Annotated in this window: 26 protein-coding genes and 1 tRNA gene; 8 read left to right on the top strand and 19 right to left on the bottom strand. The window is 39.3% G+C overall.

Features of this window, described 5'->3' with window-relative positions; translation table 11 throughout:
- Nucleotides 1-111: 111 nt before the first annotated feature.
- The 3 genes from ACYVJ6_RS04710 to ACYVJ6_RS04700 are packed head-to-tail and all read right to left on the bottom strand — an operon-like array spanning nt 112 to nt 4,192.
- Complete coding sequence (locus tag ACYVJ6_RS04710; RefSeq protein WP_460692874.1) at nt 112-1,140, bottom strand: PAS domain S-box protein; 1,029 nt, start codon at nt 1,138-1,140, stop codon at nt 112-114.
- Nucleotides 1,137-1,559, bottom strand: a complete 423-nt coding sequence (locus tag ACYVJ6_RS04705) for a response regulator (protein WP_460692873.1) — start codon at nt 1,557-1,559, stop codon at nt 1,137-1,139. Before ACYVJ6_RS04705 ends, ACYVJ6_RS04710 begins: the two co-directional genes overlap by 4 nt.
- A 5-nt stretch (nt 1,560-1,564) precedes the next feature.
- Nucleotides 1,565-4,192, bottom strand: a complete 2,628-nt coding sequence (locus tag ACYVJ6_RS04700; protein ID WP_460692872.1) for a PAS domain S-box protein — start codon at nt 4,190-4,192, stop codon at nt 1,565-1,567.
- A gap of 168 nt (nt 4,193-4,360) precedes the next feature.
- On the opposite strand from ACYVJ6_RS04700, the gene ACYVJ6_RS04695 reads away from it, so the two are divergent.
- Entirely contained in the window at nt 4,361-4,732 is a 372-nt protein-coding gene (locus ACYVJ6_RS04695) for a hypothetical protein (RefSeq protein WP_460692871.1), read from the top strand.
- Here the strand turns inward: ACYVJ6_RS04695 and ACYVJ6_RS04690 are convergent.
- The 12 genes from ACYVJ6_RS04690 to ACYVJ6_RS04635 all read right to left on the bottom strand — a co-directional run bounded on the left by ACYVJ6_RS04690 (nt 4,729) and on the right by ACYVJ6_RS04635 (nt 17,362).
- On the bottom strand, nt 4,729-8,400 hold the full coding sequence (locus ACYVJ6_RS04690) for a CheR family methyltransferase (RefSeq protein WP_460692870.1): 3,672 nt from the start codon (nt 8,398-8,400) through the stop codon (nt 4,729-4,731). The two genes, ACYVJ6_RS04695 and ACYVJ6_RS04690, sit on opposite strands and share 4 nt — an antisense overlap.
- Before the next feature lie 115 nt (nt 8,401-8,515).
- Entirely contained in the window at nt 8,516-8,914 is a 399-nt protein-coding gene (locus tag ACYVJ6_RS04685) for a single-stranded DNA-binding protein (protein ID WP_460692869.1), read from the bottom strand.
- 225 nt (nt 8,915-9,139) lie between these two features.
- The gene (locus ACYVJ6_RS04680) at nt 9,140-9,595 is read right to left on the bottom strand and encodes a DUF305 domain-containing protein (protein WP_460692868.1); all 456 of its coding nucleotides are present in this window, start codon (nt 9,593-9,595) and stop codon (nt 9,140-9,142) included.
- A gap of 197 nt (nt 9,596-9,792) precedes the next feature.
- Nucleotides 9,793-10,635: a sialate O-acetylesterase gene (locus ACYVJ6_RS04675; RefSeq protein ID WP_460692867.1), complete on the bottom strand. Its 843-nt coding sequence runs from the start codon at nt 10,633-10,635 to the stop codon at nt 9,793-9,795.
- Between the two features lie 101 nt (nt 10,636-10,736).
- Nucleotides 10,737-11,783 carry an NHL repeat-containing protein gene (locus tag ACYVJ6_RS04670; RefSeq protein ID WP_460692866.1) on the bottom strand — a complete coding sequence of 349 codons (1,047 nt, stop codon included), beginning with the start codon at nt 11,781-11,783 and terminating at the stop codon, nt 10,737-10,739.
- A gap of 64 nt (nt 11,784-11,847) precedes the next feature.
- A complete protein-coding gene (locus ACYVJ6_RS04665; RefSeq protein WP_460692865.1) occupies nt 11,848-12,798 on the bottom strand; it encodes an MBL fold metallo-hydrolase in 951 nt (316 codons plus the stop codon).
- 46 nt (nt 12,799-12,844) lie between these two features.
- Nucleotides 12,845-13,450 carry a dephospho-CoA kinase gene (gene coaE / locus ACYVJ6_RS04660; protein ID WP_460692864.1) on the bottom strand — a complete coding sequence of 202 codons (606 nt, stop codon included), beginning with the start codon at nt 13,448-13,450 and terminating at the stop codon, nt 12,845-12,847.
- Nucleotides 13,450-14,397 carry a CdaR family protein gene (locus tag ACYVJ6_RS04655; RefSeq protein ID WP_460692863.1) on the bottom strand — a complete coding sequence of 316 codons (948 nt, stop codon included), beginning with the start codon at nt 14,395-14,397 and terminating at the stop codon, nt 13,450-13,452. Before ACYVJ6_RS04655 ends, coaE begins: the two co-directional genes overlap by 1 nt.
- Nucleotides 14,398-14,504: 107 nt before the next feature.
- Complete coding sequence (yajC, locus tag ACYVJ6_RS04650; RefSeq protein WP_460692862.1) at nt 14,505-14,825, bottom strand: preprotein translocase subunit YajC; 321 nt, start codon at nt 14,823-14,825, stop codon at nt 14,505-14,507.
- Between the two features lie 12 nt (nt 14,826-14,837).
- Nucleotides 14,838-15,275, bottom strand: coding sequence for a DUF1573 domain-containing protein (locus ACYVJ6_RS04645; protein ID WP_460692861.1), 438 nt, complete (start codon nt 15,273-15,275; stop codon nt 14,838-14,840).
- Nucleotides 15,276-15,277: 2 nt separating this feature from the next.
- Nucleotides 15,278-16,228, bottom strand: a complete 951-nt coding sequence (gene nusB / locus ACYVJ6_RS04640) for a transcription antitermination factor NusB (RefSeq protein WP_460692860.1) — start codon at nt 16,226-16,228, stop codon at nt 15,278-15,280.
- Between the two features lie 48 nt (nt 16,229-16,276).
- Nucleotides 16,277-17,362, bottom strand: coding sequence for a Glu/Leu/Phe/Val family dehydrogenase (locus ACYVJ6_RS04635; RefSeq protein WP_460692859.1), 1,086 nt, complete (start codon nt 17,360-17,362; stop codon nt 16,277-16,279).
- Between the two features lie 113 nt (nt 17,363-17,475).
- On the opposite strand from ACYVJ6_RS04635, the gene ACYVJ6_RS04630 reads away from it, so the two are divergent.
- The 3 genes from ACYVJ6_RS04630 to ACYVJ6_RS04620 all read left to right on the top strand — a co-directional run bounded on the left by ACYVJ6_RS04630 (nt 17,476) and on the right by ACYVJ6_RS04620 (nt 20,262).
- Nucleotides 17,476-17,979: a GNAT family N-acetyltransferase gene (locus ACYVJ6_RS04630; protein ID WP_460692858.1), complete on the top strand. Its 504-nt coding sequence runs from the start codon at nt 17,476-17,478 to the stop codon at nt 17,977-17,979.
- A gap of 33 nt (nt 17,980-18,012) precedes the next feature.
- On the top strand, nt 18,013-19,800 hold the full coding sequence (locus tag ACYVJ6_RS04625; protein ID WP_460692857.1) for an ABC transporter ATP-binding protein: 1,788 nt from the start codon (nt 18,013-18,015) through the stop codon (nt 19,798-19,800).
- A 129-nt stretch (nt 19,801-19,929) separates the two neighbouring features.
- Nucleotides 19,930-20,262 carry a DUF3276 family protein gene (locus tag ACYVJ6_RS04620; RefSeq protein ID WP_460692856.1) on the top strand — a complete coding sequence of 111 codons (333 nt, stop codon included), beginning with the start codon at nt 19,930-19,932 and terminating at the stop codon, nt 20,260-20,262.
- Nucleotides 20,263-20,341: 79 nt separating this feature from the next.
- Here ACYVJ6_RS04620 and mgtE read toward each other — a convergent pair whose 3' ends face one another.
- On the bottom strand, nt 20,342-21,712 hold the full coding sequence (gene mgtE / locus ACYVJ6_RS04615; protein WP_460692855.1) for a magnesium transporter: 1,371 nt from the start codon (nt 21,710-21,712) through the stop codon (nt 20,342-20,344).
- 204 nt (nt 21,713-21,916) lie between these two features.
- On the opposite strand from mgtE, the gene ychF reads away from it, so the two are divergent.
- Both ychF and ACYVJ6_RS04605 read left to right on the top strand, forming a co-directional pair.
- Entirely contained in the window at nt 21,917-23,017 is a 1,101-nt protein-coding gene (ychF, locus tag ACYVJ6_RS04610; protein WP_460692854.1) for a redox-regulated ATPase YchF, read from the top strand.
- Between the two features lie 86 nt (nt 23,018-23,103).
- A tRNA-Arg gene (locus ACYVJ6_RS04605) sits at nt 23,104-23,175 on the top strand.
- Between the two features lie 37 nt (nt 23,176-23,212).
- Here the strand turns inward: ACYVJ6_RS04605 and ACYVJ6_RS04600 are convergent.
- Genes ACYVJ6_RS04600 through ACYVJ6_RS04590 form a run of 3 tightly spaced genes read right to left on the bottom strand, consistent with a single transcriptional unit; the run spans nt 23,213 to nt 24,636 of the window.
- Complete coding sequence (locus ACYVJ6_RS04600) at nt 23,213-23,677, bottom strand: hypothetical protein (protein ID WP_460692853.1); 465 nt, start codon at nt 23,675-23,677, stop codon at nt 23,213-23,215.
- A gap of 37 nt (nt 23,678-23,714) precedes the next feature.
- A complete protein-coding gene (locus ACYVJ6_RS04595) occupies nt 23,715-24,263 on the bottom strand; it encodes a phosphoglycerate mutase family protein (RefSeq protein ID WP_460692852.1) in 549 nt (182 codons plus the stop codon).
- Entirely contained in the window at nt 24,256-24,636 is a 381-nt protein-coding gene (locus tag ACYVJ6_RS04590; protein WP_460692851.1) for a VOC family protein, read from the bottom strand. Before ACYVJ6_RS04590 ends, ACYVJ6_RS04595 begins: the two co-directional genes overlap by 8 nt.
- A 133-nt stretch (nt 24,637-24,769) precedes the next feature.
- Between ACYVJ6_RS04590 and ACYVJ6_RS04585 the strand changes: the two genes are divergently transcribed.
- The gene (locus ACYVJ6_RS04585; protein WP_460692850.1) at nt 24,770-25,135 is read left to right on the top strand and encodes a DMT family transporter; all 366 of its coding nucleotides are present in this window, start codon (nt 24,770-24,772) and stop codon (nt 25,133-25,135) included.
- Nucleotides 25,136-25,282: 147 nt separating this feature from the next.
- A complete protein-coding gene (locus ACYVJ6_RS04580) occupies nt 25,283-25,738 on the top strand; it encodes a MarR family winged helix-turn-helix transcriptional regulator (protein ID WP_460692849.1) in 456 nt (151 codons plus the stop codon).
- Nucleotides 25,739-25,844 lie beyond the last annotated feature (106 nt).

The raw sequence follows: 25,844 nt of genomic DNA, 5'->3' as shown, positions 1-25,844 counted from the left end.
GATAACATTATTGCTAAAGCTATAAATATATTTTAATTGATAAAAAAAATTTAGGCGATTTTATCTGCTTTGGATAATCTGCTTTAAGAAACAGGAATAAATGGCTTAATATTAACCGTTATCGCCAGAATTTGATGGGAATTGATAATCGGCTTTATGTGCCTTTTCGGTAATGCCTCTAATTACTTCATCCAGTTCATTAGCCGATAGCATTAGATATCCTAACATTTCCTCCCGATCAGCCGGATCTTCTATATCAGTTATCAATGGCACCAAACCCATTATTCTTGACAGTGGCGCCCTTATAATATGGGATTGTATCCAAGATATTTCTTTTAGCCTTTCATTCTGATCTTCAATAGCTTTTATATAATTCAATCTTTCTGTTATATCGGTAGCTGTTACAATACTGGCTGCTTTAGTTTTATAAATAATTGGTGCAATTTGCAATTCAACATTCATTAATTGGCCACTACTTTTTTTATGGACTGATAACCTAGTAGTAGGTTGATCAGTTTTTTCCCTTCCCTCTGCTACCATTTTAATCATATTGGGTATTTCTTCAGGGGGCCTGATGTCTTTTAGGGTAAGTGATAAAAATTCATCGCGGTTATAACCATAGTGTTTTAAAGTTGCAGCGTTAACATCTAAAAATTCCAACGTATTTAAGTCGGCAACCCACATAGGTAACGGACTTAGATGGAACAGATCACTATATCTTTTTTCCGACTCCAGCAAATCGCGTGTAGCTTTCTTACGTTCAGAACTATAAATGATGCTTTTATACAGCGATATAGCCGTTAGTTCTTCCTTTAAAATATAATCTGACACCCCTAAAGCCAATGATTTTACGCCAAAATCAAAGTCGGCGTAACCGGTTAAAACAATTATGGGAATATTATTACTACAAGCTATTACCTCTTTAATGAGAGATTCACCGGTTTTGTCCGGTAATGAAAGGTCCAATAAAACAACGTCGAAGTCACAATCGTCACTAAGAATTTCGGAGGCGGCTTTATAAGTTTTGGCGTGGGTAATAACAGGCGCAGCAATTTGTTCAAATAAAAAATCCTCCACCAGGGTATAATCGCCGGCGTTATCCTCTATAACTAAAATTTTATATGCTTTGTTATCGATCATTCTTTAGGGATAGAAACAATATTGATCCAAAAATCTTCAATTTTTGCAATAGCTGTTATAAAATCATGTACTTCAATTGGCTTGGTTATATAGCAATTTACGTAATTTTTATAGGAATTAAGGATATCCTTTTCAGAGGATGAGGTAGTTAACATGATCACCGGTGTTTGTTTATACTCATCACTGCTTTTGATATATTGCAAAACTTCAAGTCCATTTTTTTTGGGCAAATTGATATCTAATAAAACCAGGTCCGGAATAGCCTCTTTACTCGTCATATTTCTAAAAAAATCAATGGCCATTTTACCATCTTTTAAAACAGTTACTTTGTTAACTATCCTGCTTTCCTGCAATGCTTCTGTAGTTAACAAAATATCCCCTTCATTATCTTCTACTAATAAAATGTGTATCGATTTCATATAGCTTAAGTTTTTAAAATGGTAAAATAAAATGTGCTCCCTTTTCCTTCTTCCGATTCTACCCAAATTTTTCCGCCAAGATTTTCTACTATCTTTTTGGTAACCGCCAAACCCATACCTGTACCGGAGTACTCGTCTTTATTATGCAGCCGTTGAAAAATAATAAATATCCTGTCAAAATATTCGGGATCGATCCCTATGCCGTTATCTTTAACTGCAAATTGCCAATGTTTACCATCAGCCATAAATGAGATATTGAGTCGCGGCGAATGGCCTGGTTTATGATACTTTAAGGCATTACTTATCAGGTTTTGAAAAACCTGCCTTATCTGTACTGCTGATGTACGTATAACAGGTAATTTTTCAACCATCATTACCGCCTTTTTTTCTCCTATCTTTTTTTTGTATAAAACAATAATGTCATTTACCAAAGTATTGAGATCGACACTCTCCACACTTTCTTCTGCACGTCCAACTCTTGAAAACTCCAGCAGATCCAAAATAATTTGCCGCATACGTTTAGCGCCATCAACTGCAAAATGGATATATTGCTTTCCCTTATCATCAATTATAGCAGCATATTTCCTTTCAATTTGGGTTAAAAAGCTGGTTACCATGCGCAAAGGCTCCTGCAGATCATGTGATGCTACGTAAGCAAATTGTTCCAATTCAGCATTTGAAATAGCCAGTTCTTTGGTTTGCGCTTGTAAACTTTGGTTTAGTTCTGTGAGCCTTATCTCGTATAACTTACGGTCGGTTATATCTTTAAAATAAACTGATAATCCTTTGCCTGTGGGATAAGCGCTTATCTCATACCACTTATTGAGCGGTTCATAATAATCTTCAAAATGAACAGAAGTATTGGTTTTAATAGCCTGGTGATATTGCTTATAGGACGTCGACCCTACCGAATCTGAAAATACATCCCATAAATTATGAGCTATCATTTCGTCTTTTGATTTGCCTAAAACTTCTTCAGCCGTTTTATTCCAATAAGTAACCACCCAATTTTTATCTACTGCAAAAAAAGCGTCGGCTATACTTTCAAGTATCGTATTCCGCTCCTTAAAGGCGTTGGTAACCTGTTGGGCTAATAAACTCTTTTGCAATTCTTCAGCTTTATGATCAGTTACATCCCTTTCAATGGCTATCATATGGGTGTATTTACCCTCATCATCAGCTATTGGGCTTACTGAAAAATTTATCCAAAACTCTTCACCGTTCTTTTTATAATTTATCACTGTTACTTCGCATGGCTCAAAGTTGCGTATAGCTTTACTTAATCGTTTTAATTCTCCGCTATCAGTTTTAGGTCCTTGTAACATACGGGGGTTTTTACCTATAACTTCTTCTGCAGAATAACCGGTCATTGTAGTAAAGGCTTCATTTACATAAATAATTCGCGGCCCGGGTTCATCCAGCGGTTCAATCTCCGTAATTAATACCGCATCAGTTGTATTTGTAATTACTGATTCTAACAAGCGTAAGTGATGTTCTTCCCGCTTCCTTTGGGTTATATCCCTTATAAACATAGATACCCCGTTACCTGATGGGTATACCCGGTTCTCCTGCCATAACCCAAGCGGCTCATAATAATCCTCATTACAAACATATTTTTTTTCGTTAACAGCAGTTTGTATGGCTTGCCAGGTTAATGACCCTACAGCGTCAGGAAAAATTTCCCAAATATTTTTTCCAATTAACAATTCGGGCTCAATGCCAACCATTTTACCTACCCGCTTATTAGCATAGGTGTAACACATGTTTTCATCCAATGAAATGAAGCCATCTGTTATATTTTCCAGTAAATCAATGTTTTTTTCCTGCGCTAATTTTCGTTCGGTAATGTCTGATCGTATAGCAACGTACTGGTAAGGTTTACCGTTATTCTCATCTAAAAAAGGCACAATGGTGGTGTCTACCCAATAATGGCTTCCGTCCTTTGCTTTATTTTTTAATTCGCCACGCCAAATTTTACCATTTGCTATTGTTACCCATAAATCCTTTATAAAAGCCTTACTATGGTATGACGAATTAATGATACGGTGGTCCTGACCAATTAGTTCATCTTTGCTGTATTTAGATATCCTGCAAAAGTTATCATTTACGTGCTGAATGATGCCTTTCTGGTCGGTAATGGCCACAATAGCCGCTTCATCTAAAGCGTATTTATAGGCTGATAACTCATTTACGGTTTGCTGTAACTTATCTTCAGATTTTTTTTGATTAGATATATTTATAAAATTGCATACGATAGCTTTTACGTCGCCTTCGTTTAACATATTGGTAAAGGTGAATTGCAGCCATATATAATGGCCTTTAAAATGTAGCGAACGAAAACTGCAGGTTTTTGGCGTTCCCGGATTTGCTAATACATCCTGCAACAATTCATTTACCATGGCCTGTTCTGAGGGATGAATTAGCTCAGTAATTTTAGTTGCAAACTCACTTTTTATATCCCACCCGCTTATACGTTCGGCAGATGGTGTTAGATAGATAACATTTAAATTTCCATCTAATAAGCTAATGCCTGAAAAACTATTTTCGGTAAGCTTTTTAAAGGGTACATCATCACCGACCACTTGTAACAAATCTCTCTTTTCGGAAATACCTTTACCGGACCTTAAAGTCATAATTAGCAGTTAAAAATAAGTGGTGTGTATAATTTAAGTATAGTGGTTGGTTTAAAACGCTTTATTTAAACCTAACAATTTGTTTTTGATATTACAAGTTAAAATTTAGCTTATAATATCTAATATCATACCTATAAAACAATTCGTCTTTCAAATCATTATATATTTATGATAACCGTAATAGGCATTTTTGCTGATATTGACCTTGCCAAGCAGGCAAGCGAGTACTTACTGGCCAATGAGTTTGAGCCGGAAAATGTGGATATACACACGCAAGCCGATGGCGCAGCCGAAACCGACCGGCTGGGCAACTTTTTTAGGCATTTGTTTGATGATGAGCATGAAGCCGAGCATTACGCTACCCTGGCACGTAACGGCACTGTGGTTACTGTACACGCCGTCGATACGCGCGAAGCGCAGGAAGCCGTGGATGTTTTTAATAACCATGGTGCCATTGAAGTTAATTTGAACGAACCCGCCAGCAACCGCACCCTGGTATTAAATAAACTGATAGCGTGTAGCATGCGCCTGCGCGATTAGTTATTACCCTGCGGGATGGTGAACCAAAAAGTTGATCCTTTGCCCGGGGTACTATCTATGCCGATATCACCCTTATGCCGTTTTACTATCTCGGCAGATATATACAACCCCAAGCCCAGGCCCGAGTAACGTTGTGATACCTCATCAACCCTATAAAACCTATCGAACAAAAAAGGCAAGGTATCTGCAGGTATGCCTATACCAAAATCTGTAACAGCTACTTTTATGGCACCACCTGCTTTAGAAACGTTAACAACTACCTTGTCAGCAGCGGGCGAGTATTTAATGGCGTTGGATATCAAGTTAATAATTACTTGTTCTAACCGGTTCCTGTCAGCATAAACAGTAATATTTTTTTCGCCGTTAATGGTCATGCTGTGTTTTTCAGATAATATCTGCGAATCTTCGCAACAGTCTTTAATGATCTCGTCCAGGTTAAAATGTGTCTTCTTCAGTTCGAGTTTTCCGGTCTGTATTTGGGTAACCTCCAACAGATCTTTTATCAAAACCACCAATTTATCAACCTGTTTAATACCTTTTTGAACAAATGTAGTTACCTGCTTCATCTCCTCCTTTTGGGATATGATGCGTTCTATCATTTGCAGCACCGCTTTTAAACTGGTAATGGGGGTTTTTAACTCATGGCTGGCTATACTTATAAATTCATCCTTTTTACTTAGTAAGTCGCTTGTAGCCTCGTCTAATAATCGTTGCACGGTTATATCCAGCAAGGTACCTATAAAGCGCACGGCTGTACCATCTTCGTTAAAATAAGCCCTTCCCTTTGTCTTTAACCATTTAATTTTTCCGTTGATGGGCACAGTGCGAAATTCCAGATCAAACTCACCCGAATCCTTATCATTCAATGTTTCGACAATGCTATTTTTAACACGTATCCGGTCGTCATCGTTTATGGTGGCCAAAAATATTTCCATATCGAAAATATCCGACTTTGTTAAGCCAAATATTTCCCTGCAGCGTTTATCCCATACTACCTTCCTGGTTTGCGGGTCGTAATCCCAGGTACCCAACCCTGCCGAATCAACAGCAAATTTTAGGCGCTCTTTACTTTCAGCCAGCAAATATTCCACCTCCGTTAATCCTTCTTCGGCTTTTCGCTTGTCAGTGATATCCTCTAATGTCAATAAAATAAGATTCTCGCTATGAATGTTATCAATTACACGTGCATTAACGCATAATGTTCTCTCGCCAATGTCCGAAAAAACCTTTACCACCTCTATATCCGGCAAGGGCTTTTTAGCCAAAAACACGTCATTCAATAACTTCCTTAATATGGGTATATCCCACTGGTTATTTTTTATCTCGTAAATATAATTGCCTTCTGCCTCTTCCTCGGTAAGTTTAAATTTGTTGTAAAAGCCACTGGTAGCTCGTTTAACTCTAAGCTCTTTATCTAATATAACCAAAGAGTCGCGTATGGTGCTGATAATACCATCTGCATATAATCGCGAATTATTTAATTGCACATTTCTGTCAATCAATTCTTCATTCACTATCATGATCTCCTCGTTGGTACTTTGCAGTTCCTCTTTAGAAGTCTCCAGTTCCTCATTCAGGCTTTGCAATTCCTCACTGCCCGATAGCAACTCTTCATTCGCGTTTTGCAATTCTTCATTAGCAGTTTCCTGTTCTTCGGATATGATGCGTATGTCGGCCCGGTTTTGTACCAGTTCTCTCTCCAGTTGGTCAACACGCAACTCGGCAGCATTATGACTTGTTAGATCGTCAGGCATACTGGTTTCAAACAAATTAGGTTGTATGCCACCGGAGTTGGTTTGCTGAAATATGACCATGTAATGCGGATCTGCGTATTCTGTTATACGTATCACCTGCATATTTACATATTGTTGCACATCATTTACCTTAAAAAATACGGCAAACTTGCGTACCGCGCCATTAGTTTTTTGGGCCGAATGCAGCAGGTTACGCAACTCAAACCCCAAACCTTCGCGTGCCATTTTTAACACATTATAACTTGGTTTGCCAATTGGCGGTACTAACCATGTGTCTGTTGATCCCCTAAATTGCACCACATCAAACTTTTCATTAACCAATACCGCAGGCGGCATAAAATTAGCCAGCATTACATCATCAGCCATTTTAAAAATATCCCGGTTAATGCTTTCCTTTTGTATACCCTGGTCTATCTCTCTGAATGTTTTTTCGCGGCCGGTCGTACTCACTGCCATAAACCTGCCTGCTGCCCCTTTACGATGGTAAATTTTTTCGGTACTGTTATAAGGAGTAAAAATATCGGTGTTGCTGCCTATAGTTTCTGATTTACCCAACATCAAAAACCCATCCTGATTTAACGAGTAATTAAAAGTAGTTAACGCCCGCTTTTGCAAAACAGGCTCCAGGTATATTAAAACATTACGACAGCTTACCATGTCTATTTTAGAAAAAGGGGGATCTTTTAATAAATTATGGTGCGCAAATACGCACATATCGCGTGTAATTTTATTTACCTGGTAATTGCCGTCTATTTTAGTAAAAAACTGTTGTAAACGCGAAGGCGAAATACCCTCCAACTCTGTCAGGCGATACATCCCTGTACGAGCCTTGGCAATGGCTGTTTCTGAAATATCAGTAGCAAAAATCTGTATTTTCATAGCAGCCGTTTTATCCCCCAGATGTTCCTGCAAACAAATGGCCATTGAATAAGCCTCTTCGCCCGTAGCGCAACCTGCTACCCATATCCTTAAAGTGTCATCTTCTTCTTTTTTGTGTATCAGTTCGGGTAATATATTGGTACATAAAACATCAAAACTTTTGGTATCTCTAAAAAAGTGAGTTACCGATATCAGCATATCATTATACAAAGTATCCTGTTCGGCTTTACTTTCACGTAAAAATGCCAGGTAGCTAACCAATTTATCTGTTTTACTAAATGCCATTCGCCTGATGATACGACGCTTAAGCGTGCTTTGCTTATAATAAGTAAAATCAACCCCGCGGCGTACACGTAGTATGGTTAATATTTGTTTAAATACCTCGTTATCCGTTTTAGGTAAAACAGACGGTAATTTTTCAGTTGGCGCATCATCATTATGAAAATGATCATTAATGGAAATTATACGTTCGGCTATGTTTTCGGGTGACAAAATAAAATCAACCACGCCGGCCTTAACAGCGCTATTAGGCATACTGTCAAAAGCAGCCGAGCCTTCATCCTGGGCAAAAGTTAACCCACCATATGATTTGATTACCTGCAGACCATGTGTACCATCATGTAAAGCTCCTGATAGTACTACACCAATGGCATAACTTTGGTGAATAATGCCTAAGGATGAAAAGAAAAGATCAATAGTGCTTTTTTTATTTTGGCTGGTTAGTGGCGTTAACTTAAGCTTATGGTCAATTACCGTAACCACCTTGTTTTGAGGTATGATATATAGGTTATCGGGTTCCAGGTGTATATTGTCTGTAATTAAATTAACAGGGAATGGCGCTATCTTTCTTAATATCTCGGGTAATATACTTTCATGGCTGGGACTGAGGTGTTGTATAAACACAAATGCCATCCCTGTTTTAGCGGGTAATGCTTTTAAAAATGTTTTAACAGCATCCAACCCGCCGGCCGAAGCACCAATACCAACTACGGGAAATTGCTTTTGTAATGGATCGACAACATTTACTTTGGCCATTTAGGGAAGATAGGAAGGAATGAACTTTTTTAAATATACCTATAATAAACCAACCCCCAGTTTTATATTTTAATTTACATTTTTAAAATTAACTGATAAGTAACTATCAGGCTCATTAAGTATGAATTTCTTCAAACTGCTGCGAGTTGTGAGAGGTGGTGTTTTCTACATGTTCCTCAAAATCGCTGTTGCGGCCCAATAGGTTAAATGTTTCGGCAACAACTTCAGTAGTATAACGGTTTATACCTTCTTTATCCTGGTACGAGCGGGTTTTGAGTTTCCCTTCTACATATACCAGCTTTCCCTTTTTTAATAACTTAACTGCTATGTCGGCTAAAGCACGCCACAATATAATTTGGTGCCAGTCGGTTTGTTCAACCTTTACACCGTTTTTTTTGATGAATTCGGTAGTAGCCAGCGCGAAACTGGTTACGCTTATATCTCCTGCTAATTTTCTTAACTCCGGGTCGGTACCTATGTGCCCCACCAGGATCACTTTATTTATTCCTGACATTGTATTTAAAGTTTTTCATTCTGAACGCTGTACGCCACCATGAAAACAACGTCGTAAGGAGTGGCATACACACTTTATCCTTTATATACAATAATAAAACAGGCTAAAAAGTTTTAAAAATTGAGGTAAAGGTTTGATAATATTGTACATATGCATCAGTAATCAGTTCGTTTACCGTTGCTGGCCTTTTGTGGACGCTTACTATTTGGTTGGTAACAAATTAAGTTATTGATTGTCCATACGTGCTAATATCTTTTTCATTTCTGCTATTTCTTTTTCTTGAGCAGCAATTATCCCATCTGCCAGTTTCCTGACTTCGGGATCTTTAATATCGGCATTTTTACTGGTTAAAATAGCAATAGAATGGTGCGGGATCATACCCTTCATATATTGTACATCGTCAATAAAGGTTTGTGCCCGTACCCCTGCCAATGATAACGCGAAAACAACAATGCTTACTACGGTTATACCCAGATTTAGCCGCTTATTTTTGTACATTGTGCCCATAGTTACCAGCATAAGTACGGCCATAACAGTTATCATCATAGTGGTCATGTAAAGCCTTGTCATACTAATATAGATATGGTCTGCCTGCTCCACATTCAGGTACATCACCGCATACATCAATATAAATGATATTGCCAGGGTGATAAAGAAAATTTTATAGCTATTGGTCTTCATTTCGGTAAATTAATAAGTGCAATATTTAGTCGTATATTTCAATACTCTCCTTATAAAATACACCTTATTATTCTAATTGTTTAAATAATAACCATTTGTGCTATAATTTTTTGGTAATGCCCTTCGGGCTATTTATAAAATTAAAAAGCCCGGATAATTGCTTACCCGGGCTTCTCCTATAATTTTTGAATTGTTTTTTATTTCTTTTTAACACCTAATATGTCAAGCATCTTCTCGCCGTAACGTGTCCCTAATATGCGGTAACCTTCGTTTGTAAAATGCAGCCTGTCGCCTTTGGCAGGGGCACCTGCTGATGATATGACGTATGAATTTGGAATAGTTTGAGGCAGTGTAGCCATTATTTTATTTATGCCCGCGGCAGCACCGTTTTGATCGGCGTTTACCACCTCACCTGCCAATAATGGTACATTCTTAGGATTCAGGCTTAAGTCCTTCATCAGGTTATCGTACACTACTTTCACCTTTTTTGTCCAGAGCGTATCACCATTGTTTGATTCGCCCTGGTGCAGTAATATACCTTTAATAACACCCGATTTTTGCGCAATCTTAGCTAACTCCACTAACCTTGCATAAGGGTTGCCGTTGTACTCTTTAACAATATTTTTCAACCAATCGGCAGTGGTATTTACATAAGCCTGGTAGTTGTCTTTATCAAAAACCTCAATTTTGGCGCCTGCTACTGATACATTAATAATACCTACGCGAATATTTTTAGGCAAGTTGGCAACTAACGTTCTGCCAAAGTAATCACCCGGGGTTAAGCCGGTTCTACAACGGCTAATAGGGGGTTTTGCAGTGTACCAGTTGTCTTTTTTCCTGTTTAAGCCATCGCAATCAACAGCCTGTAAAACCTGGAAACGGCTGTCTACTGTGGTATCCTGCGCATCGGCCCTGCCATTGCCCTCCATGTTTGATTGCCCAATGGCTAAAAAAATGTAAAAGTTTTTGTCTTGCGCAAAGCTTTGTATGCTCAGTAAAGTCAAGGCAATACCGGCAATAAATGTGAATTTTAATTTCATGGTTTAATAAAATGGTTTAAAAGGTAATTGGTTCCTTTGAATATGCTAATATAAAAATATGCGTTAAATTTTTACCTCAACTAGCTATGTTTATCAATGTATTATTTGAAAGTTATTTTACGAATCAAATTATTGTAAGCATCGGCCACATAGATATTTCCCGCCATATCTACCGCTATACCGTAGGGATGATTAAAAGATGCTGAAGCACCAGAACCATTAGTTGCCCCCGCCATGCCGTTACCGGCAATAGTAGTAACCACACCTCCAGGTGTTATTTTGCGTATTTTATTATTAAATGCTTCACTAACATAAACATTACCTGCAGCATCAGTTGCAACTTGAAACGGCCCGTCAAATGAAGCAGCCGTACCTACACCGTCTGCCGAACCCCGGACGTTAGCGGTACCCGCAAGAGTGGAAGCTACCCCATCAGGAGTGATTTTTTTTATCAAATTGTTATTTGAATCACATACGTATATGTTACCAGCTAAATCGGTTGTAAGTCCAAATAACAGAAAATATGGAGCCCCTGTGCCTGTTGCTGAACGTACCGATAAGGTAGTTACCACACCAGAAGGGGTCACTTTCCTTATTTTTGTAAAGTCATCAATTACATAAAGGTTGTCATTTGCATCAAGCGTAATAGCGGCAAGGTAAGTAAAACTGGCTGCAGTGCCTGTACCATCAGCTGTACCTTTAGCTCCGCTCCCTGCTATAGTGGTTACAGTCCCATTTGTATTTACTTTACGTATCCTGTAATTACCTAGGTCTGCAACATATATATTGCCGGCTTTATCTGAAAAAATCCCAGTTATTCCTTGAAATAACGCCGCCGTACCAATGCCATCGGCATAACCGGCAGTTGTACTACTGCCAGCTATAGTTGTAACTACCCCTGCCGGGGTTATTTTGCGTATTAAACTACCTTCTGCTACATAAAGATTACCTGCCGCATCGATTGTTATATTTGAAGGGCTATAAAATGATGCTGCAGTTCCTGTTCCGTTCGCTATCTTCTTTTCTCCACTACCCGCAAATGTTGTTACTACCCACGAAGGTTCAACAAGTGCAGTTTCAACAGGTGCAGTTTCTTTTTTACTGCAAGCAGCAATAAATAAAATTATTATTAAAAAATACGCTCTCATATTGGTTTTGATAAGGACCGACAATATAATCAAATTACACCTTGAAACTAATTTAAACGTATAGTTAGCATAACATCTTTACAAAAAGCTTATCAGCAAAATGATTTTTAAGGTGATTGCCGTTGCCATGCAGTGTCCAAACCTGGGTGGGTTGCACTTCTTTAATGGCTTGCAGTATATCGTTCCAATCCACATGGTCTGATATAAAAAGGGTATCATCCTTATTTACCTGCAAATTTTTCCATCCCGAAGCAAAAAGGCGCTTTACTCCCGTGGCTTTAAAATAGCTGTCGAAAGTAAAAGGGGGTACTATGTATACGTATTCCTTTTGTTCCTTCATTAATTTACGGCCGTATACCTGGTAATTGCCCGGCGAGTACCCCATCAGCTCATAAATAGCATTAATAGCCATAATACGGTGATGCACTAATACTTTTTTCTGCGGAGCATATTCATTTATCATTTGTATCAAACGCTGGCTTTTACCCAGGCTATAGGCACCTAACAGGATATTGCTTTGTATGTTATTTAGTTTTTTTATCTCTTCAACCGGATCTGGGTGTATTACGGCCGGGTCGGCAAAGGTGCTTTCGGTTATCAGCACATCGGCTTTTGCCCATTCAATAGGTTCGCAAGTGGCATCAGGTTGCAGTTTATAATCGCCCGTATAAAGGTATTTTACGCCCCCGTATTCCATTAAAACCTGCGCCGACCCCAATATATGCCCTGCGGATATATAAGTAACCTGTACGCCTCCAATATTAAACGGCTCATTGTAGGTTACTTTATTTAAAACCCTACCTGTGCTTTTAGCATAACGTAATTGCATAAACTGCAACGTAGCTGGTGTAGCATATACATTGGTGTTACCGCTAACCGCATGATCTGCATGTGCGTGCGATATGACCGCGTTTTTTACCGGCTGCTGCGGATCGATATAAAAATCGCCGTATTTACAGTATAAACCATTGGCATCAAAGGCTACAAAATCATCTATTATTGGGGGATTGGTCATTGGTCAGTTGTCATTAGATTCTTTTATTACTTATATGCACTAATGACTAGTGACCATTGACTAATGACAAAAAAATATTATGCAATTTCAACACCTGTGGTATCACCAATTCCGATTCGTCGTTTTTGATCACATAATCGGCCAGTTGTATTTTTTTTTCTTCGGTAAACTGGCGCGCTTCGCGGTTCAGTACCTCCTGGCGGGTAATGTTATCGCGGTGCATAACACGTTTTATACGCAACTCTAATGGTGCGGTAACCATTATGGTTTTATCGCAAAATTTGTAGGATGAGCTTTCAAATAAAACAGCTGCTTCTTTCAAAACATAAGGCACGCCATCTTTTACTTCCTGGTCGGCCCAACTATCAAACGCCCTAAATACGGCAGGATGCACCAACGCGTTTAATTTGGCCAATTGTATTTCATCATTAAAAACAATATCGGCTATATACTTTCGGTTTAAGGTTTTATCATCCAGGTAACTTTCGGGGCCAAAGGTTTGCTTTATACCGGCTATCAGTGTTTCATCAGTAACCATTAATATTTTAGCAGCATCATCGGCATAAAAAACAGGTATGCCCATCAGTTCAAATAACTTGCTTACGGTAGTTTTACCGCTGCCAATATTACCGGTGATACCTATTTTAAGCATTATTTTTTGATAATGAAGTCTACACTTTGTGGTTCTATTTTTACTATTCTGCAAAAATTGGGCAATTGTGTAATTTTAACAGGCAGTATTTTATACCCATAATTTTTCCACATACTTAAATCAACTTCGGCCTCAAAAAACTCATCGTTCATTCCCGCATACTTGTTTAAAGCAGTAGTAAAGGTCACACTAACTTTTTTAGGCAGCAAGTTTACATTATAATAACTGGTGTTATTAACCAGTTTAACAGGTACCTCAATAGTTTTTTCGGTAAACTCAGCTACGGGTATTTTCACCTGCACACTATTAGGAAATATACCAATATTACCCTCCTTTACAGGCACTAATTTAACACGCGTATTTATACTTTCGCTTACATCGGTTGCTTTTAACGAGTCGGTTTGCCAGGAGGTTATCTTGTCAATTACACTACTGGGCCCGCTTATTGTAACGTAGCGGGGGTTTATAATAATATTATCTGATTGGGCAAACTGCTGCTGGTATTTTAACTTCATGGCCAATTTTACCGGCACGCGTTTTACCCGGCGGTGCGAAAAATCAAAATAAAGTGTATCCGGGTTAAATGATACAATTTCATGCGGATACTGCTTATTCTTATTTATGGCCTTAACCTGCTCGCTTAACAATACGTAGTCTTCATATTCTAACGAGCTTAGGTCTATTTTTATAGCCGGGCTCATGCTATTCATTTTTGAAAAAAGCATCTCCCAGCCTGTGCCTTTAACCGTAACATCAACTGTATCTGATTGTAAAGAATGAAAGGCCCGCTTTTTTGGAGTATTTTTATAAGCCAGCACCTGTTTTACGCTGAAATTATAAGTGCGCGACAGGGTAACTACCACCCATGCAATAATAGCCAGCACCAGGCAGGTAAAAAATACCGATACCCGTCTCCTTTCTGTTGCTGATAGTTTTATTATAGGCATATTTTTGAGCTAAAAGCAGAAAGCGGAAAGGTGAAAGCTATTGCTTTTCTCTCCGCTTTATGTATATTTCTTCATAAGCTTTTCGCTTTAAGCCTTATGCTTTAAGCTTACTTAGCGGCTGCAGGCGGCGTATTTAATGGTTTTGATGCATCTAATGATATGGCTGATTTATCAAAACGTATTTTACCACCACCCTCTGTTTCAATTAAAAAAGTAGTATCGGCAACTTCGGCTATACGGCCGTGCATACCTGCTGTGGTAATAATCTTGTCGCCTTTTTTTAGTTCTTCAGTAAATTTCTTCTGATCCTTTTGCTTTTTTAACTGCGGGCGTATCATAAAGAAATAAAATACCAGCGCAATAAGGCCGTACATAATTAACATACGGCTATCAAAACCACCAGCCTGTAATAAAATAGTTGCTATCATTTTTTGTTCAATTTATTTTGTAAGTACTTCGCCAACCAAATGTACCACATTTTGCGCGGGGCTGGTATTGGCGGTAACGGTTATTTGCTTATCCTGTAAACCTTCTTTATTGGCACTGTCAAAAGTAACCTTTATATTGCCGTCCTGGCCTGGTTGTATAGGTTCTTTAGGCCACTCGGGCACAGTACAACCGCATGATGCGGTAGCAGTGCTTATGATTAATGGCGATGGGCCGGTGTTGGTAAACTTAAAATCATAAGTAACCTTATCGCCCGCTTTTACTTTACCAAAATCATAGCTTTCTAATTCAAATTTCATTACCGGGGCATTGGCATTTACAGTAGTTGTGCCTTCGCCATCAGTTTTTTCAGTGTCGGTTGATTGGGTTTGGTTGCAAGCTACCAAAGTAGTTCCTGCCAGTAATAAACCTAAAAACAGTTTTTTCATCATAATTATTCTATTAATCCTCTGCCTATTTTTACAATTTTATTTTGAGCCTTTAGCTCTATCAAAATCTTGTCTAATATACCGTTTATAAACGAATTGCTTTTGGGTGTGCTAAACTCTTTAGATATCTCCAGGTATTCATTAATGGTTACTTTAACCGGTATGGAGTTAAACTTTAAAAACTCGGCCAAAGCCATTTTCATCAGCAATGTATCCATCATGGCTATACGCTCGGGCTCCCAGTTTTGGGTTTTGGCGCTTATCAGTTCCTGGTATTCCTCATCATAACGGATGGTATTTTGAAACAAACTTATTATAAATTCCTTGTCCTCAGTCCAATTACCTGTTACTTCGGCCAACTCATTTTTGCTGTAATCATCATCTGATGCAAAGTTTTTAAAGGTTTTAGCTATCAGTGCCTGCAATACATCTTTATCAACCGGCCAAACAATAAACATATCCTCAAAAACCTGGTCGGCTAATGATGATTTTAGTATAACTTTTTTGAAGATAAATTTAATAATGTCCTTATCAGTGTGGATATTATCATCCTTTTTCTGCAGGTAATCGGCATACTCTGGTGATGATTTTAAGATACTGAACAGGGTTTTTGTCAACTCGGGCTCAAATGTCCACGATACTTTATATTTTTTTAGCGCGGCTAAAAATTCCTTGTTTTGGTTAAGTGATAAAACAAAACGGTTAGTTAAAATTTTAAGATTGGCATTTAAGTCGTCGGCTGTAGGTAAATGTTTGTGGGCCCTTTCGGTAGCATCGGTTTCGGCATAGCCTACCACTTCTGATATTAATGAAAGCATCCAGATATACATCTCAAATACCTTATCAATACTCAGCAGTAAATTTTTCTCGTGAACCTTTAAATCACGCACATCCGATTGATGGTACGCGTACAATGATTGTAATACTTTTACTCTTAGGTGCCTTCTGTTTAACATTAGTAAGAACGATTTTGGGATCAACTCCCGGGTTTGTGATATTGTTATTTAATAGGATGATTTTACTTTATTAATAGCTGCAATACGTTTTTCGGCAATTTTATTAGCCGCTTCTATGGTAGAAATGCTTTCGGCCTTAGAAAGTTTTAAAATATTGCGGGTTGCTTCATAAATATTTTCGGTCAACTGCAACGAACGCTTTTTGCTGAAGCCCATTAGTTCTGAGTAGCAATTAATTACACCACCTGCGTTTATTACATAGTCAGGTGCAAATAAAATACCCTTATCCAGCAGCATTTTGCCGTGCCGGGCTTCATCTTCTAACTGGTTATTGGCCGATCCGGCAATGATGCCGCATTTAAGCTTATTAATTGTTTGCGTGTTAATAGTACCGCCTAAAGCACATGGCGAATATATGTCTGCATCAATATCAAAAATGCTATTATGGGTTACAGCCTCGGCTCCATACTTTTTTGATACCTGCCCTGTGCGTTCTTCATTGATGTCGCTTATATAAATTTTAACATTCTCATCACGAAGCAATTTTACCAGGTGCTCGCCCACATGGCCTATGCCTTGCACAATAACTGATTTACCGGTTAGGCTATCGGTACCGAAAAGCTCTTTTACCGATGCCTTTATACCCATGAAGACGCCCATTGCCGCTATGGGTGCCGGGTCGCCGCTGCCGCCAATGGTTTCGGGCAAGCCGGCTACATGCTCGGTTTCCATGCGGATATATTCCATATCGCGCAAATTGGTACCCACATCTTCGCCTGCAATAAACTCGCCGTTTAAATTTTTAACAAAACGGCCAAACTTACGCATCAATTCCTCGGTTTTATCTTTATGCGAATCGCCAATGATAACCGCGCTGCCACCACCCAGGTCAAGGCCCGATATTGCGGCTTTGTAGGTCATGCTTCTTGACAGGCGCAATACATCGCTTAAAGCATCAGCTTCGGTTTTGTAGTTCCACATACGCACACCGCCCAAAGCAGGGCCCAGGGTAGTATCATGAATAGCTATAATGGCTTTTAACCCGGTATCAGGGTCGCTGCAGTAAACAACTTTTTTATGTCCAAACGCGCCCAGTTGGTTAAATATAGAATCGATAGCGGTTGAGATCGGCATGGAGTGTTTTAAGGTAGGTCAAAAGTAGCTATTTTTTTATTGCGACAAAGCATTTACATTAAAAAACCAACGCGTTTAGCTTATACGCAGTACTAATTGCCTTATATTTGGCTATGCACCTTATTGCCCAAACCAACAGAATAACCATTCGCGAATATTTACCGCATGAACTGGAAACATATTTAAATCACTTTACAGATAAAGAGGTTGCCCTATACATCCCCAAGCGAAGTAGAGAAGAACGCATAGGTTTTTTCAATAATGCCTTTATTCAATATCAAACAACAAAAACCAATGGCATGTGGGGCATGTTTAGTAAAAGCAATGGTGAATTTATTGGAGGATGCCTGTTGCGCACGTTTCATAATGATTCAAATATATTTGAGATAGGCTATAGCATGGAAAAAAAATACTGGGGACAAGGTTTAGCTACAGAAATGGTGGAAGCACTTGTTGCTTATGGCTTTACTACACCAAATATAAAAGCAATAGTTGCGTGCACACAGTTACCTAATATAGCATCGCAACGGGTATTGGAAAAAGCTGGCTTTAAACGCGGAGAAAATTTCACAGAGGAGGACGGACTGGAATTGGCATTTTTTAGATTATCGCGGTAAAGCTTTTTACTGTATTTTTGTTGCTATACCAAAATGAAGGACCTCGCATACCTCAATAAATTTTTTGTTAAATACCGCTGGCGCTTAATACCAGGGGTGCTTTTTGTAATTATATCAAACGTATTTAGTGTATTACCCGCGCAGGTTATACGTATAGCTTTTGACCTGGTTACCGAAAACATTAGCTTGTACCAACAATTTGCGGGTTTTAACCGGCAAGAGCTGATCTATGACATTTTTGGATCGAGCCTGTTGCTGTTTGGTATATTGGTATTGATACTGGCATTACTACGCGGCTTGTTTTTATTCTTTATGCGGCAAACTATCATCCTCATGTCGCGCCATATTGAGTATGATTTAAAGAACGAGATATATAATCATTACCAAATATTATCACTGGCATTTTACCGCCGCCACAACACCGGCGATTTAATGAACCGTGCCACCGAGGATGTGAGCCGTGTACGTATGTACCTGGGCCCGGGTATCATGTACACCATTAATACCGTTGTGCTATTTGTAATGGTAGTTGGGTTTATGCTTTTTGTTAATTTAAGGCTTACGTTTTACTCCATTTTACCGCTGCCAATTTTATCTGTAATTATATATTACGTTAACAATATCATCAACTTCCGCAGCGAGAAGATACAGGAGCGGTTATCTGGCCTGTCAAGCTTTGTGCAGGAAAATTTTTCGGGCATACGCATCATGAAATCGTATGTGCGCGAGGGCTACGTTCGTAAAAAATTTGCTGCCGAAAGCGATAATTATAAAACCCACTCCATGGCGTTAGTAAGGGTGCAAGCGTTGTTTTATCCATTAATGTTACTATTGGTAGGGTTAAGTAATATTATTACCATATACATTGGTGGTGTAGAGGTAATGAAGGGTAACATAACCACGGGTAATATAGCCGAGTTTTTGGTTTATTTGAACCAGTTAACCTTCCCGGTAATGGCGCTGGGCTGGGTTACTTCGCTGATACAGCGTGCAGCGGCATCACAAAAGCGCATTAACGAGTTTTTACATGAGCATCCCGAAATTGTATCGCCTAATGTACCCGTAAAACCTATAAGCGGCGATATTGAATTTAACAATGTCTCGTTTACCTACCCCGATACCGGTATACAGGCTTTAAAAAATGTATCGTTTACAGCAAAAGCCGGGCAAATGGTGGCTATTATTGGGCGTACCGGGTCGGGCAAATCAACCCTGGCCAATTTATTAATGCGGATGTATGATACCACCAGCGGCGATGTTTTGATTGATGGCACTTCGGTAAAACAACTTAACCTGGGGGGATATCGCGCACAAGTGGGTGTTGTACCGCAGGAGGTTTTTTTATTTTCGGATACCATTGCCCGCAACATTGCTTTTAGTGCCGATGTAGGCAATATGCCCACTATTGAGCAGGCCGCTAAAGATGCCGCGGTATATAATAACATTAAAGGGCTACCTAATGGTTTTGAAACCCTTATAGGCGAACGTGGCGTTACCTTATCGGGCGGACAAAAGCAACGGGTATCTATAGCCCGTGCCATAGTTAAGCAGCCGCAGATATTAATTTTTGATGATTGCCTTTCGGCAGTAGATACGCGTACCGAGGAAGAGATATTAAATAATTTAGGGCGGGTTATGCAGGGTAAAACCAGTATAATTATTGCGCACCGTATATCCACCATAAAAAATGCTGACAAGATTCTGGTAATAGATAACGGCGAGATTGTTGAACAAGGAACGCATGACTTTTTAATGCAGCAACGAGGTAATTATTTTGAATTATACGAAAAGCAATTGTTAGAAGAAGAAGAAAATGCCTGAAACTGTGGTTAATACTTAATTAATATTAAAAAGTGTTAAAAAACAACAATAATATTTGTTTTAATACTTGCAGTTTGAAAATTTATTTATATTTATGCCAATCAAACTAAATACAACACAATATTAAACATGGGAGATTTTGACAATAGAGAGCGCGAAGAGGTTTTTTCAAAGAAGGTAAGGGCCGGAAAACGTACCTATTTTTTTGATGTAAAAGCAACCAGATCAAACGATTATTATGTTACTATTACCGAGAGCAAAAAACGTTTGGAAGATGGGGTTTTTATTAAACACAAAATATTTTTATACAAAGAAGATTTTGAAAAATTTGCGGAAGGATTAATGGGAACCATTGATTACATTAAAGAACACCAGGAAGTAGTTGAAAAACGCTACGAATATGATGGACAGGAAGCTCCGATTGCTAAAACAGCGGACGAGGATTTTTCTTTCGAAATATAATATAGTCACTAATCAAACCCAAAACTTATTATAAACCTAAAAACCCGCCTAAAGCGGGTTTTTTTATGCCTTAATCATTTTAAATCAGCAAATCTTGCATCAGTATTACGGCTATGCTAAAGTAAATGATCAACCCGGTTACATCCACCAGCGTAGCTACAAACGGGGCGGATGAAGTTGCAGGGTCGGCACCAAGTTTTTTTAACAATAGCGGCAGCATTGATCCCATTAATGATCCCCACAATACCACCCCTACTAAAGAGAAACCTACGGTAAGCGCTAAGAATATCCAGTGCGGGCCATAAATATTGGTAAATTCAGTTGATATAGCTATGCGTAAAAAACCTATTATACCCAGGGTAAGGCCTAATAGCAAACCCGAAATAATTTCGCGGCGCATTACCCGCCACCAATCTTCAATAGTAACTTCGCCAAGCGCCATAGCCTGTATAATTAGCGTTGATGCCTGCGAACCTGTATTACCCCCGGCTGATATGATCAACGGGATAAATAAGGCCAGTATAACCGCCTTTTCCAGCTCGTGCTGAAAATAGCCCATAGCAACAGTGGTAAGCATTTCGCCTAATAATAAAATAATGAGCCATCCTACCCTTTTTTTGACCAGTTTAAGCAGGTTAATATCCAAATAAGGCTCGTTCAATGCTTGGGTACCACCAATTTTTTGAATATCCTCGGTGTATTCTTCGTTGGCTATCCAAAGTATATCATCAATAGTAACAATACCTAATAGTATATTTTCATCGTCAGTAACCGGCAGCGCAACCCGGTTATTCATCCTAAACACGTTAATAGCTTCTTCCTGCGGATCAGTAGCTTTTAATGATATCAGCCGCCCGTCCATTAGCTGGCTTACTTTGGTATCCGGGTCAACTAATAATATTTCGCGTATACGGATGTCATCCAGCAACACCCCTTTGTCGCCCAAAACATATATTACATCAATGGTTTCGGAGTTTTTACCAAACTGGCGTATGTGGGTTAGCACACGGTTTACATCCCAGCTTTTTTTAACCGCAATGTAATCGGGCGTCATTAAACGGCCAACGCTGTCTTCTTTATAACCTAATAAGGATAAAGCTTCTTTACGGTCGGCAGGCGAAAGTTGCAGGATCAATGCCTTCACCGCGTCGCCATGCAACTCGCTAAATAGTGCCGTACGGTCATCAGGCGGCAGCTCATTTATGATCTCAGAAAGTTTATTACCCGGAAGTTTTTTGATGATACGCTCCTGCGTAGGGAAATCTAATATGCGGAAAACGTTTACCGCGCGGTTAATAGAAAGGGTATTTATAAATAGCGGACCATGTTCAGGAAGTTCACCTATCAGTTCTTCAACATCTGATATATTTAGGTCGTTCAGGTATTCCTGCAGTTGGATGATATTATCCTCCTCCAGTAACAATTCAATTTGCTCAACCATTTCTTCCATACTACTCCGCTTTTACATATTTTGCCAATTCTGTTACTTCCCGCAAAAGTCGTTTATTTTTTCAAATTATAAGGCAGTATTTTCTGTTATCTTTGCGCAAATTTTGAGTGAAGGGTTGATTGAGTTGATTAGGTTGATTAAGTTATTTTACATCAACCCTAAACTTAATAAACCACTCACCCAATCAACTTAATAAACTAATACATGGCTTTACAATGTGGTATAGTAGGTTTGCCAAACGTGGGTAAATCAACTCTTTTTAACTGTTTATCAAACGCCAAGGCGCAGGCGGCTAACTTTCCGTTTTGTACTATTGAACCCAATGTGGGCGTAATAACCGTTCCGGATGAGCGGTTAACTGTTTTAACCGAATTAGTGCAGCCCAAAGCTATTGTACCCAATACAATAGAAATTGTGGACATTGCGGGCCTGGTAAAAGGCGCCAGCAAAGGCGAAGGTTTGGGTAATCAGTTTTTGGGTAACATCCGTACCACCAATGCTATACTGCACGTATTACGCTGTTTTGATAATGATAACGTGATACACGTTGATGGCAGTGTTGACCCTATACGTGATAAAGAAATCATAGATACCGAGTTACAGTTAAAGGACCTGGAATCGATAGAAAAAAAGATACAGAAGGTTGAGAAAATGGCCAAAACCGGCGGCGATAAGGATGCTAAAAAAACCTTTGAAGTGCTAACGGTTTTAAAAGCGCATTTGCTGGAGGGTAGATCTGCCCGTACCGCGCCTGTTGCCGAAGAGGATAAAGAGTATTTTGCTGACCTGCAACTATTAACCGCCAAACCGGTGCTATACGTTTGTAATGTGGACGAAGCAGCCGTTAACACCGGCAATGCTTATGTAGAGAAAGTAAAAGCTGTAGCTAAAGAGGAGAACGCAGGTGTGTTGGTCATATCTGCACAGATAGAAGCCGAGATTGCCGAACTGGAAAGTTTTGAAGAGCGCCAAATGTTTTTGGATGATATGGGCCTAACCGAATCGGGTGTTAACAAGCTCATCAAAGAAGCTTATAAACTGCTTAACCTGGCTACCTACTTTACCGCAGGTGTACAGGAAGTACGTGCCTGGACCATTACGCAGGGCTTTACCGCCCCGCAAGCGGCAGGCGTTATCCATACCGATTTTGAAAAAGGCTTTATACGTGCTGAGGTGATAAAGTATGATGATTTTGTAAAATACAAATCAGAAGCCGCCTGTAAAGAAGCAGGCAAACTAAGCGTTGAGGGTAAAACCTATATTGTGGAAGATGGCGATATTATGCACTTTAGGTTTAACGTATAGCCCCCTCCGCCCTCTAAAGGGGGAACTTTGGTGGGAAGTATCTATATTTGTGTCATTCTAAGCCCCCTATAGGGGGTTTGGGGGAAGCTCCCGTAGTTCAATGGATAGAATTATGGTTTCCGGTACCATCGATATGAGTTCGAATCTCGTCGGGAGCACAAAAGCCGATAGCTGAAAAGTTATCGGCTTTTTTATCTAAAACCCCCTAAAATTCGGCCGGCTTATTAACGGTGAAAACGACCATGGTATAGAGCTTAATATGATGAGCAGGTCTATGGTAAACCAAATGGCCATAGTTTTAAATTTCTCGTAGTCGGTGGCTTTGCGTTTGGCTTTTACCGAGCCTATGGTTATCATGGTTATGCCTATCAGCATCATGGTAATATGTTCCATCCCAAAAAAGCGGATGCTGCGCTCGTGCATGGCCGTACTCAAATTATGCAGGAAATAATTTACAATCGGGCTTATGAAATATAGCGCAATGCCTAATACCAACTGCACATGGGCTATGGTAGCGGTAGCGTGCCTTATGATATCATCGGACTTTAGCCAAGGTTTATTCGCCAACCAACCGCGGTAGCTATTAATGATGGCATAAAGCAAACTGACCAACACCAGCCAGCGGGTTAAGGAATGTAAGGCTAATAAGGTTAAGTACATAATGGCTTAGACGAATAGCCGCGCAAAACATTTTAACCTACTGCATTTTATTTTCGGCAACTGCCTTATTATTATGATGCGCTGCACCATAACGCTTAATAACTAACCTGACCCTTTTATCCGGGCCGATAGTTACTTTAAACAATTGGTCATAGTCTTCATCGTCCAGCGTATCAAAAGGCTTGGTTGCGCCAAATGCCAGTAGTGTTGGTATAACGGTGTTAGAATGCCCTACCACCAATACGTTCTTCCCGGCATAATTTTGCAGCACTTTTTTAGCAAATGCCAATAAGTCTGACGGGTTATAAATTTGCAATTCAGGCAGATTAGCCTTTTTCAAAGTTGGCTCACCCGTTTCTGCAGCACGTTTATATAACGTAGTAAATACAGCAGCTATGTTTTGCTGTTTAAGCTGTTTGGCCAAAGCCGCAGCCCTGGCTCTACCTTCAGGTGTCAGATCAGGGTCATTAACCGGTGTGGTGGCTTTTTCGGCGTGGCGCACTATCCAAATGGTGGTGGTTTGGGCAAAAGCCGTGCAGCTAATTAATAATAGTACCGCCAGTAAATTTCTTCGCAGGTTATTCATCTTTTGGCTCCCAAAGTTCAATAATGTTTCCTTCGGGGTCAAGGATGTGTATAAATTTACCGTAGTCATATTCGGCTATCTCGTCAACAATAGTAACCTTTTCTTTTTTTAGTTCTTCCACCAGCGCAACCAGGTTTTCTACCCGGTAGTTGATCATAAAAGGTTTGGTTGACGGATCAAAATATTTGCTATCTTTTGGAAACGCACACCATGATGTAGACCCTTTTTTTGATGGGTCATCGGCCTGTTGCCATTCAAACGTGGTGCCGTATTCGCTGGTTTCCAACCCTAAATTTTTGGCATACCACTCATTCATCGCTTTCGGATCTTCGCTTTTAAAAAAAACGCCGCCAATACCGGTTACTTTTTTCATGTAAGAATTTGTTGCATAACTTGTTAAGCCAATTTCCGTTTATTTCGGCATATTAACAAATGTTGTTTTAAAATTAACCCGTGGCATATAGTTTATTAATATTCAACTCCTAATTTGCCACAAAAAAAATATTTTGGCCTGGATATACATCATCATAGCCGCGTTGTTTGAAGCCGCTTGGACCTATTGCGTTAAGTTTTTTAAGCTAAGCGATTTTAAACTGTTAACCTGGGGCAACTTTTATACAGTAGATGGATTGATACTGCTCACGCCTATAACCGGCTATTTAATATTCGGATTGGCTAATGCGTGGTTCTTCTCTATGGCTATTAAAGTTATACCTACAGGTATGGCCTTTGCCGCATGGACGGGTGCCAGCATCATTACCCTTAAGCTTTGCGATGTACTATTCTTCCATGAAGCCATTAGCTGGTCCGAAATGCTTTTTATTACCATGATCATGGCGGGCATTATGGGTTTGAAGTTTTACGCGGCCTAAAACACCCGTATTTCTCTTTTAGCTATACAGTCGCAACTATGTTAAGTAATTATTAAGCTTTGGTAATCAAATTAATTTGCATTGATGCTGAGGTAATTTTTAAAAATCTTTGTGATATGAAGTTAATGTTACCATCATTTTAAGCATATGAATTTTGGCGAAGACCTAAGCCTGCAGGTTATGCTGGCACATAAATCATATCAATCGTATTTAAACAACCTGCTTAAAAAAACAGAGGTTTACCAGCATTACCACATTTTATTATTGCTAAGCCGTATGGGCGGCAAAAGCACGCAAAAAGTTTTGGGCACCGAACTACTTATTGAAAAGTCAAACATGGTGGGTATTATTGACTTGCTGATAGATAAAGGCTATGTAGTAAGGGATATTAATTATAAGGATCGCCGCAGTAAATTGATATCACTTACTCCCAAAGGCGGCGATATGGTTACAAAACTTAACCAGTCTCTTGCCGGCCTGGAACAAACAATAATTGAAGATATATCCTGGCAGGAATTATATAATTGCCTGCGTGTATTGACTAAAGTTAACGATAAATTCAAAGCCCTGATCTCGTCTGATACGGACGTAACAGAGGATTAATTTCCCCCGGGAAACAATGGTTGTATTTCTGAACCATTGTTAACATTTCATTTAAAAACATATAATGGTTTAATAACCGCGAAAAATCGACTTTAAAAAAGCGGCG

The organism is Mucilaginibacter puniceus (genome assembly GCF_054783175.1).
This window is presented reverse-complemented; position numbering and strand designations above follow the sequence as displayed.

Coding starts and splice junctions, on each gene's coding strand:
- ACYVJ6_RS04710 (WP_460692874.1), bottom strand. CDS start 1,140: ATGATCGATAACAAAGCATATAAAATTTTAGTTATAGAGGATAACGCC.
- ACYVJ6_RS04705 (WP_460692873.1), bottom strand. CDS start 1,559: ATGAAATCGATACACATTTTATTAGTAGAAGATAATGAAGGGGATATT.
- ACYVJ6_RS04700 (WP_460692872.1), bottom strand. CDS start 4,192: ATGACTTTAAGGTCCGGTAAAGGTATTTCCGAAAAGAGAGATTTGTTA.
- ACYVJ6_RS04695 (WP_460692871.1), top strand. CDS start 4,361: ATGATAACCGTAATAGGCATTTTTGCTGATATTGACCTTGCCAAGCAG.
- ACYVJ6_RS04690 (WP_460692870.1), bottom strand. CDS start 8,400: ATGGCCAAAGTAAATGTTGTCGATCCATTACAAAAGCAATTTCCCGTA.
- ACYVJ6_RS04685 (WP_460692869.1), bottom strand. CDS start 8,914: ATGTCAGGAATAAATAAAGTGATCCTGGTGGGGCACATAGGTACCGAC.
- ACYVJ6_RS04680 (WP_460692868.1), bottom strand. CDS start 9,595: ATGAAGACCAATAGCTATAAAATTTTCTTTATCACCCTGGCAATATCA.
- ACYVJ6_RS04675 (WP_460692867.1), bottom strand. CDS start 10,635: ATGAAATTAAAATTCACATTTATTGCCGGTATTGCCTTGACTTTACTG.
- ACYVJ6_RS04670 (WP_460692866.1), bottom strand. CDS start 11,783: ATGAGAGCGTATTTTTTAATAATAATTTTATTTATTGCTGCTTGCAGT.
- ACYVJ6_RS04665 (WP_460692865.1), bottom strand. CDS start 12,798: ATGACCAATCCCCCAATAATAGATGATTTTGTAGCCTTTGATGCCAAT.
- coaE (WP_460692864.1), bottom strand. CDS start 13,450: ATGCTTAAAATAGGTATCACCGGTAATATTGGCAGCGGTAAAACTACC.
- ACYVJ6_RS04655 (WP_460692863.1), bottom strand. CDS start 14,397: ATGCCTATAATAAAACTATCAGCAACAGAAAGGAGACGGGTATCGGTA.
- yajC (WP_460692862.1), bottom strand. CDS start 14,825: ATGATAGCAACTATTTTATTACAGGCTGGTGGTTTTGATAGCCGTATG.
- ACYVJ6_RS04645 (WP_460692861.1), bottom strand. CDS start 15,275: ATGATGAAAAAACTGTTTTTAGGTTTATTACTGGCAGGAACTACTTTG.
- nusB (WP_460692860.1), bottom strand. CDS start 16,228: ATGTTAAACAGAAGGCACCTAAGAGTAAAAGTATTACAATCATTGTAC.
- ACYVJ6_RS04635 (WP_460692859.1), bottom strand. CDS start 17,362: ATGCCGATCTCAACCGCTATCGATTCTATATTTAACCAACTGGGCGCG.
- ACYVJ6_RS04630 (WP_460692858.1), top strand. CDS start 17,476: ATGCACCTTATTGCCCAAACCAACAGAATAACCATTCGCGAATATTTA.
- ACYVJ6_RS04625 (WP_460692857.1), top strand. CDS start 18,013: ATGAAGGACCTCGCATACCTCAATAAATTTTTTGTTAAATACCGCTGG.
- ACYVJ6_RS04620 (WP_460692856.1), top strand. CDS start 19,930: ATGGGAGATTTTGACAATAGAGAGCGCGAAGAGGTTTTTTCAAAGAAG.
- mgtE (WP_460692855.1), bottom strand. CDS start 21,712: ATGGAAGAAATGGTTGAGCAAATTGAATTGTTACTGGAGGAGGATAAT.
- ychF (WP_460692854.1), top strand. CDS start 21,917: ATGGCTTTACAATGTGGTATAGTAGGTTTGCCAAACGTGGGTAAATCA.
- ACYVJ6_RS04600 (WP_460692853.1), bottom strand. CDS start 23,677: ATGTACTTAACCTTATTAGCCTTACATTCCTTAACCCGCTGGCTGGTG.
- ACYVJ6_RS04595 (WP_460692852.1), bottom strand. CDS start 24,263: ATGAATAACCTGCGAAGAAATTTACTGGCGGTACTATTATTAATTAGC.
- ACYVJ6_RS04590 (WP_460692851.1), bottom strand. CDS start 24,636: ATGAAAAAAGTAACCGGTATTGGCGGCGTTTTTTTTAAAAGCGAAGAT.
- ACYVJ6_RS04580 (WP_460692849.1), top strand. CDS start 25,283: ATGAATTTTGGCGAAGACCTAAGCCTGCAGGTTATGCTGGCACATAAA.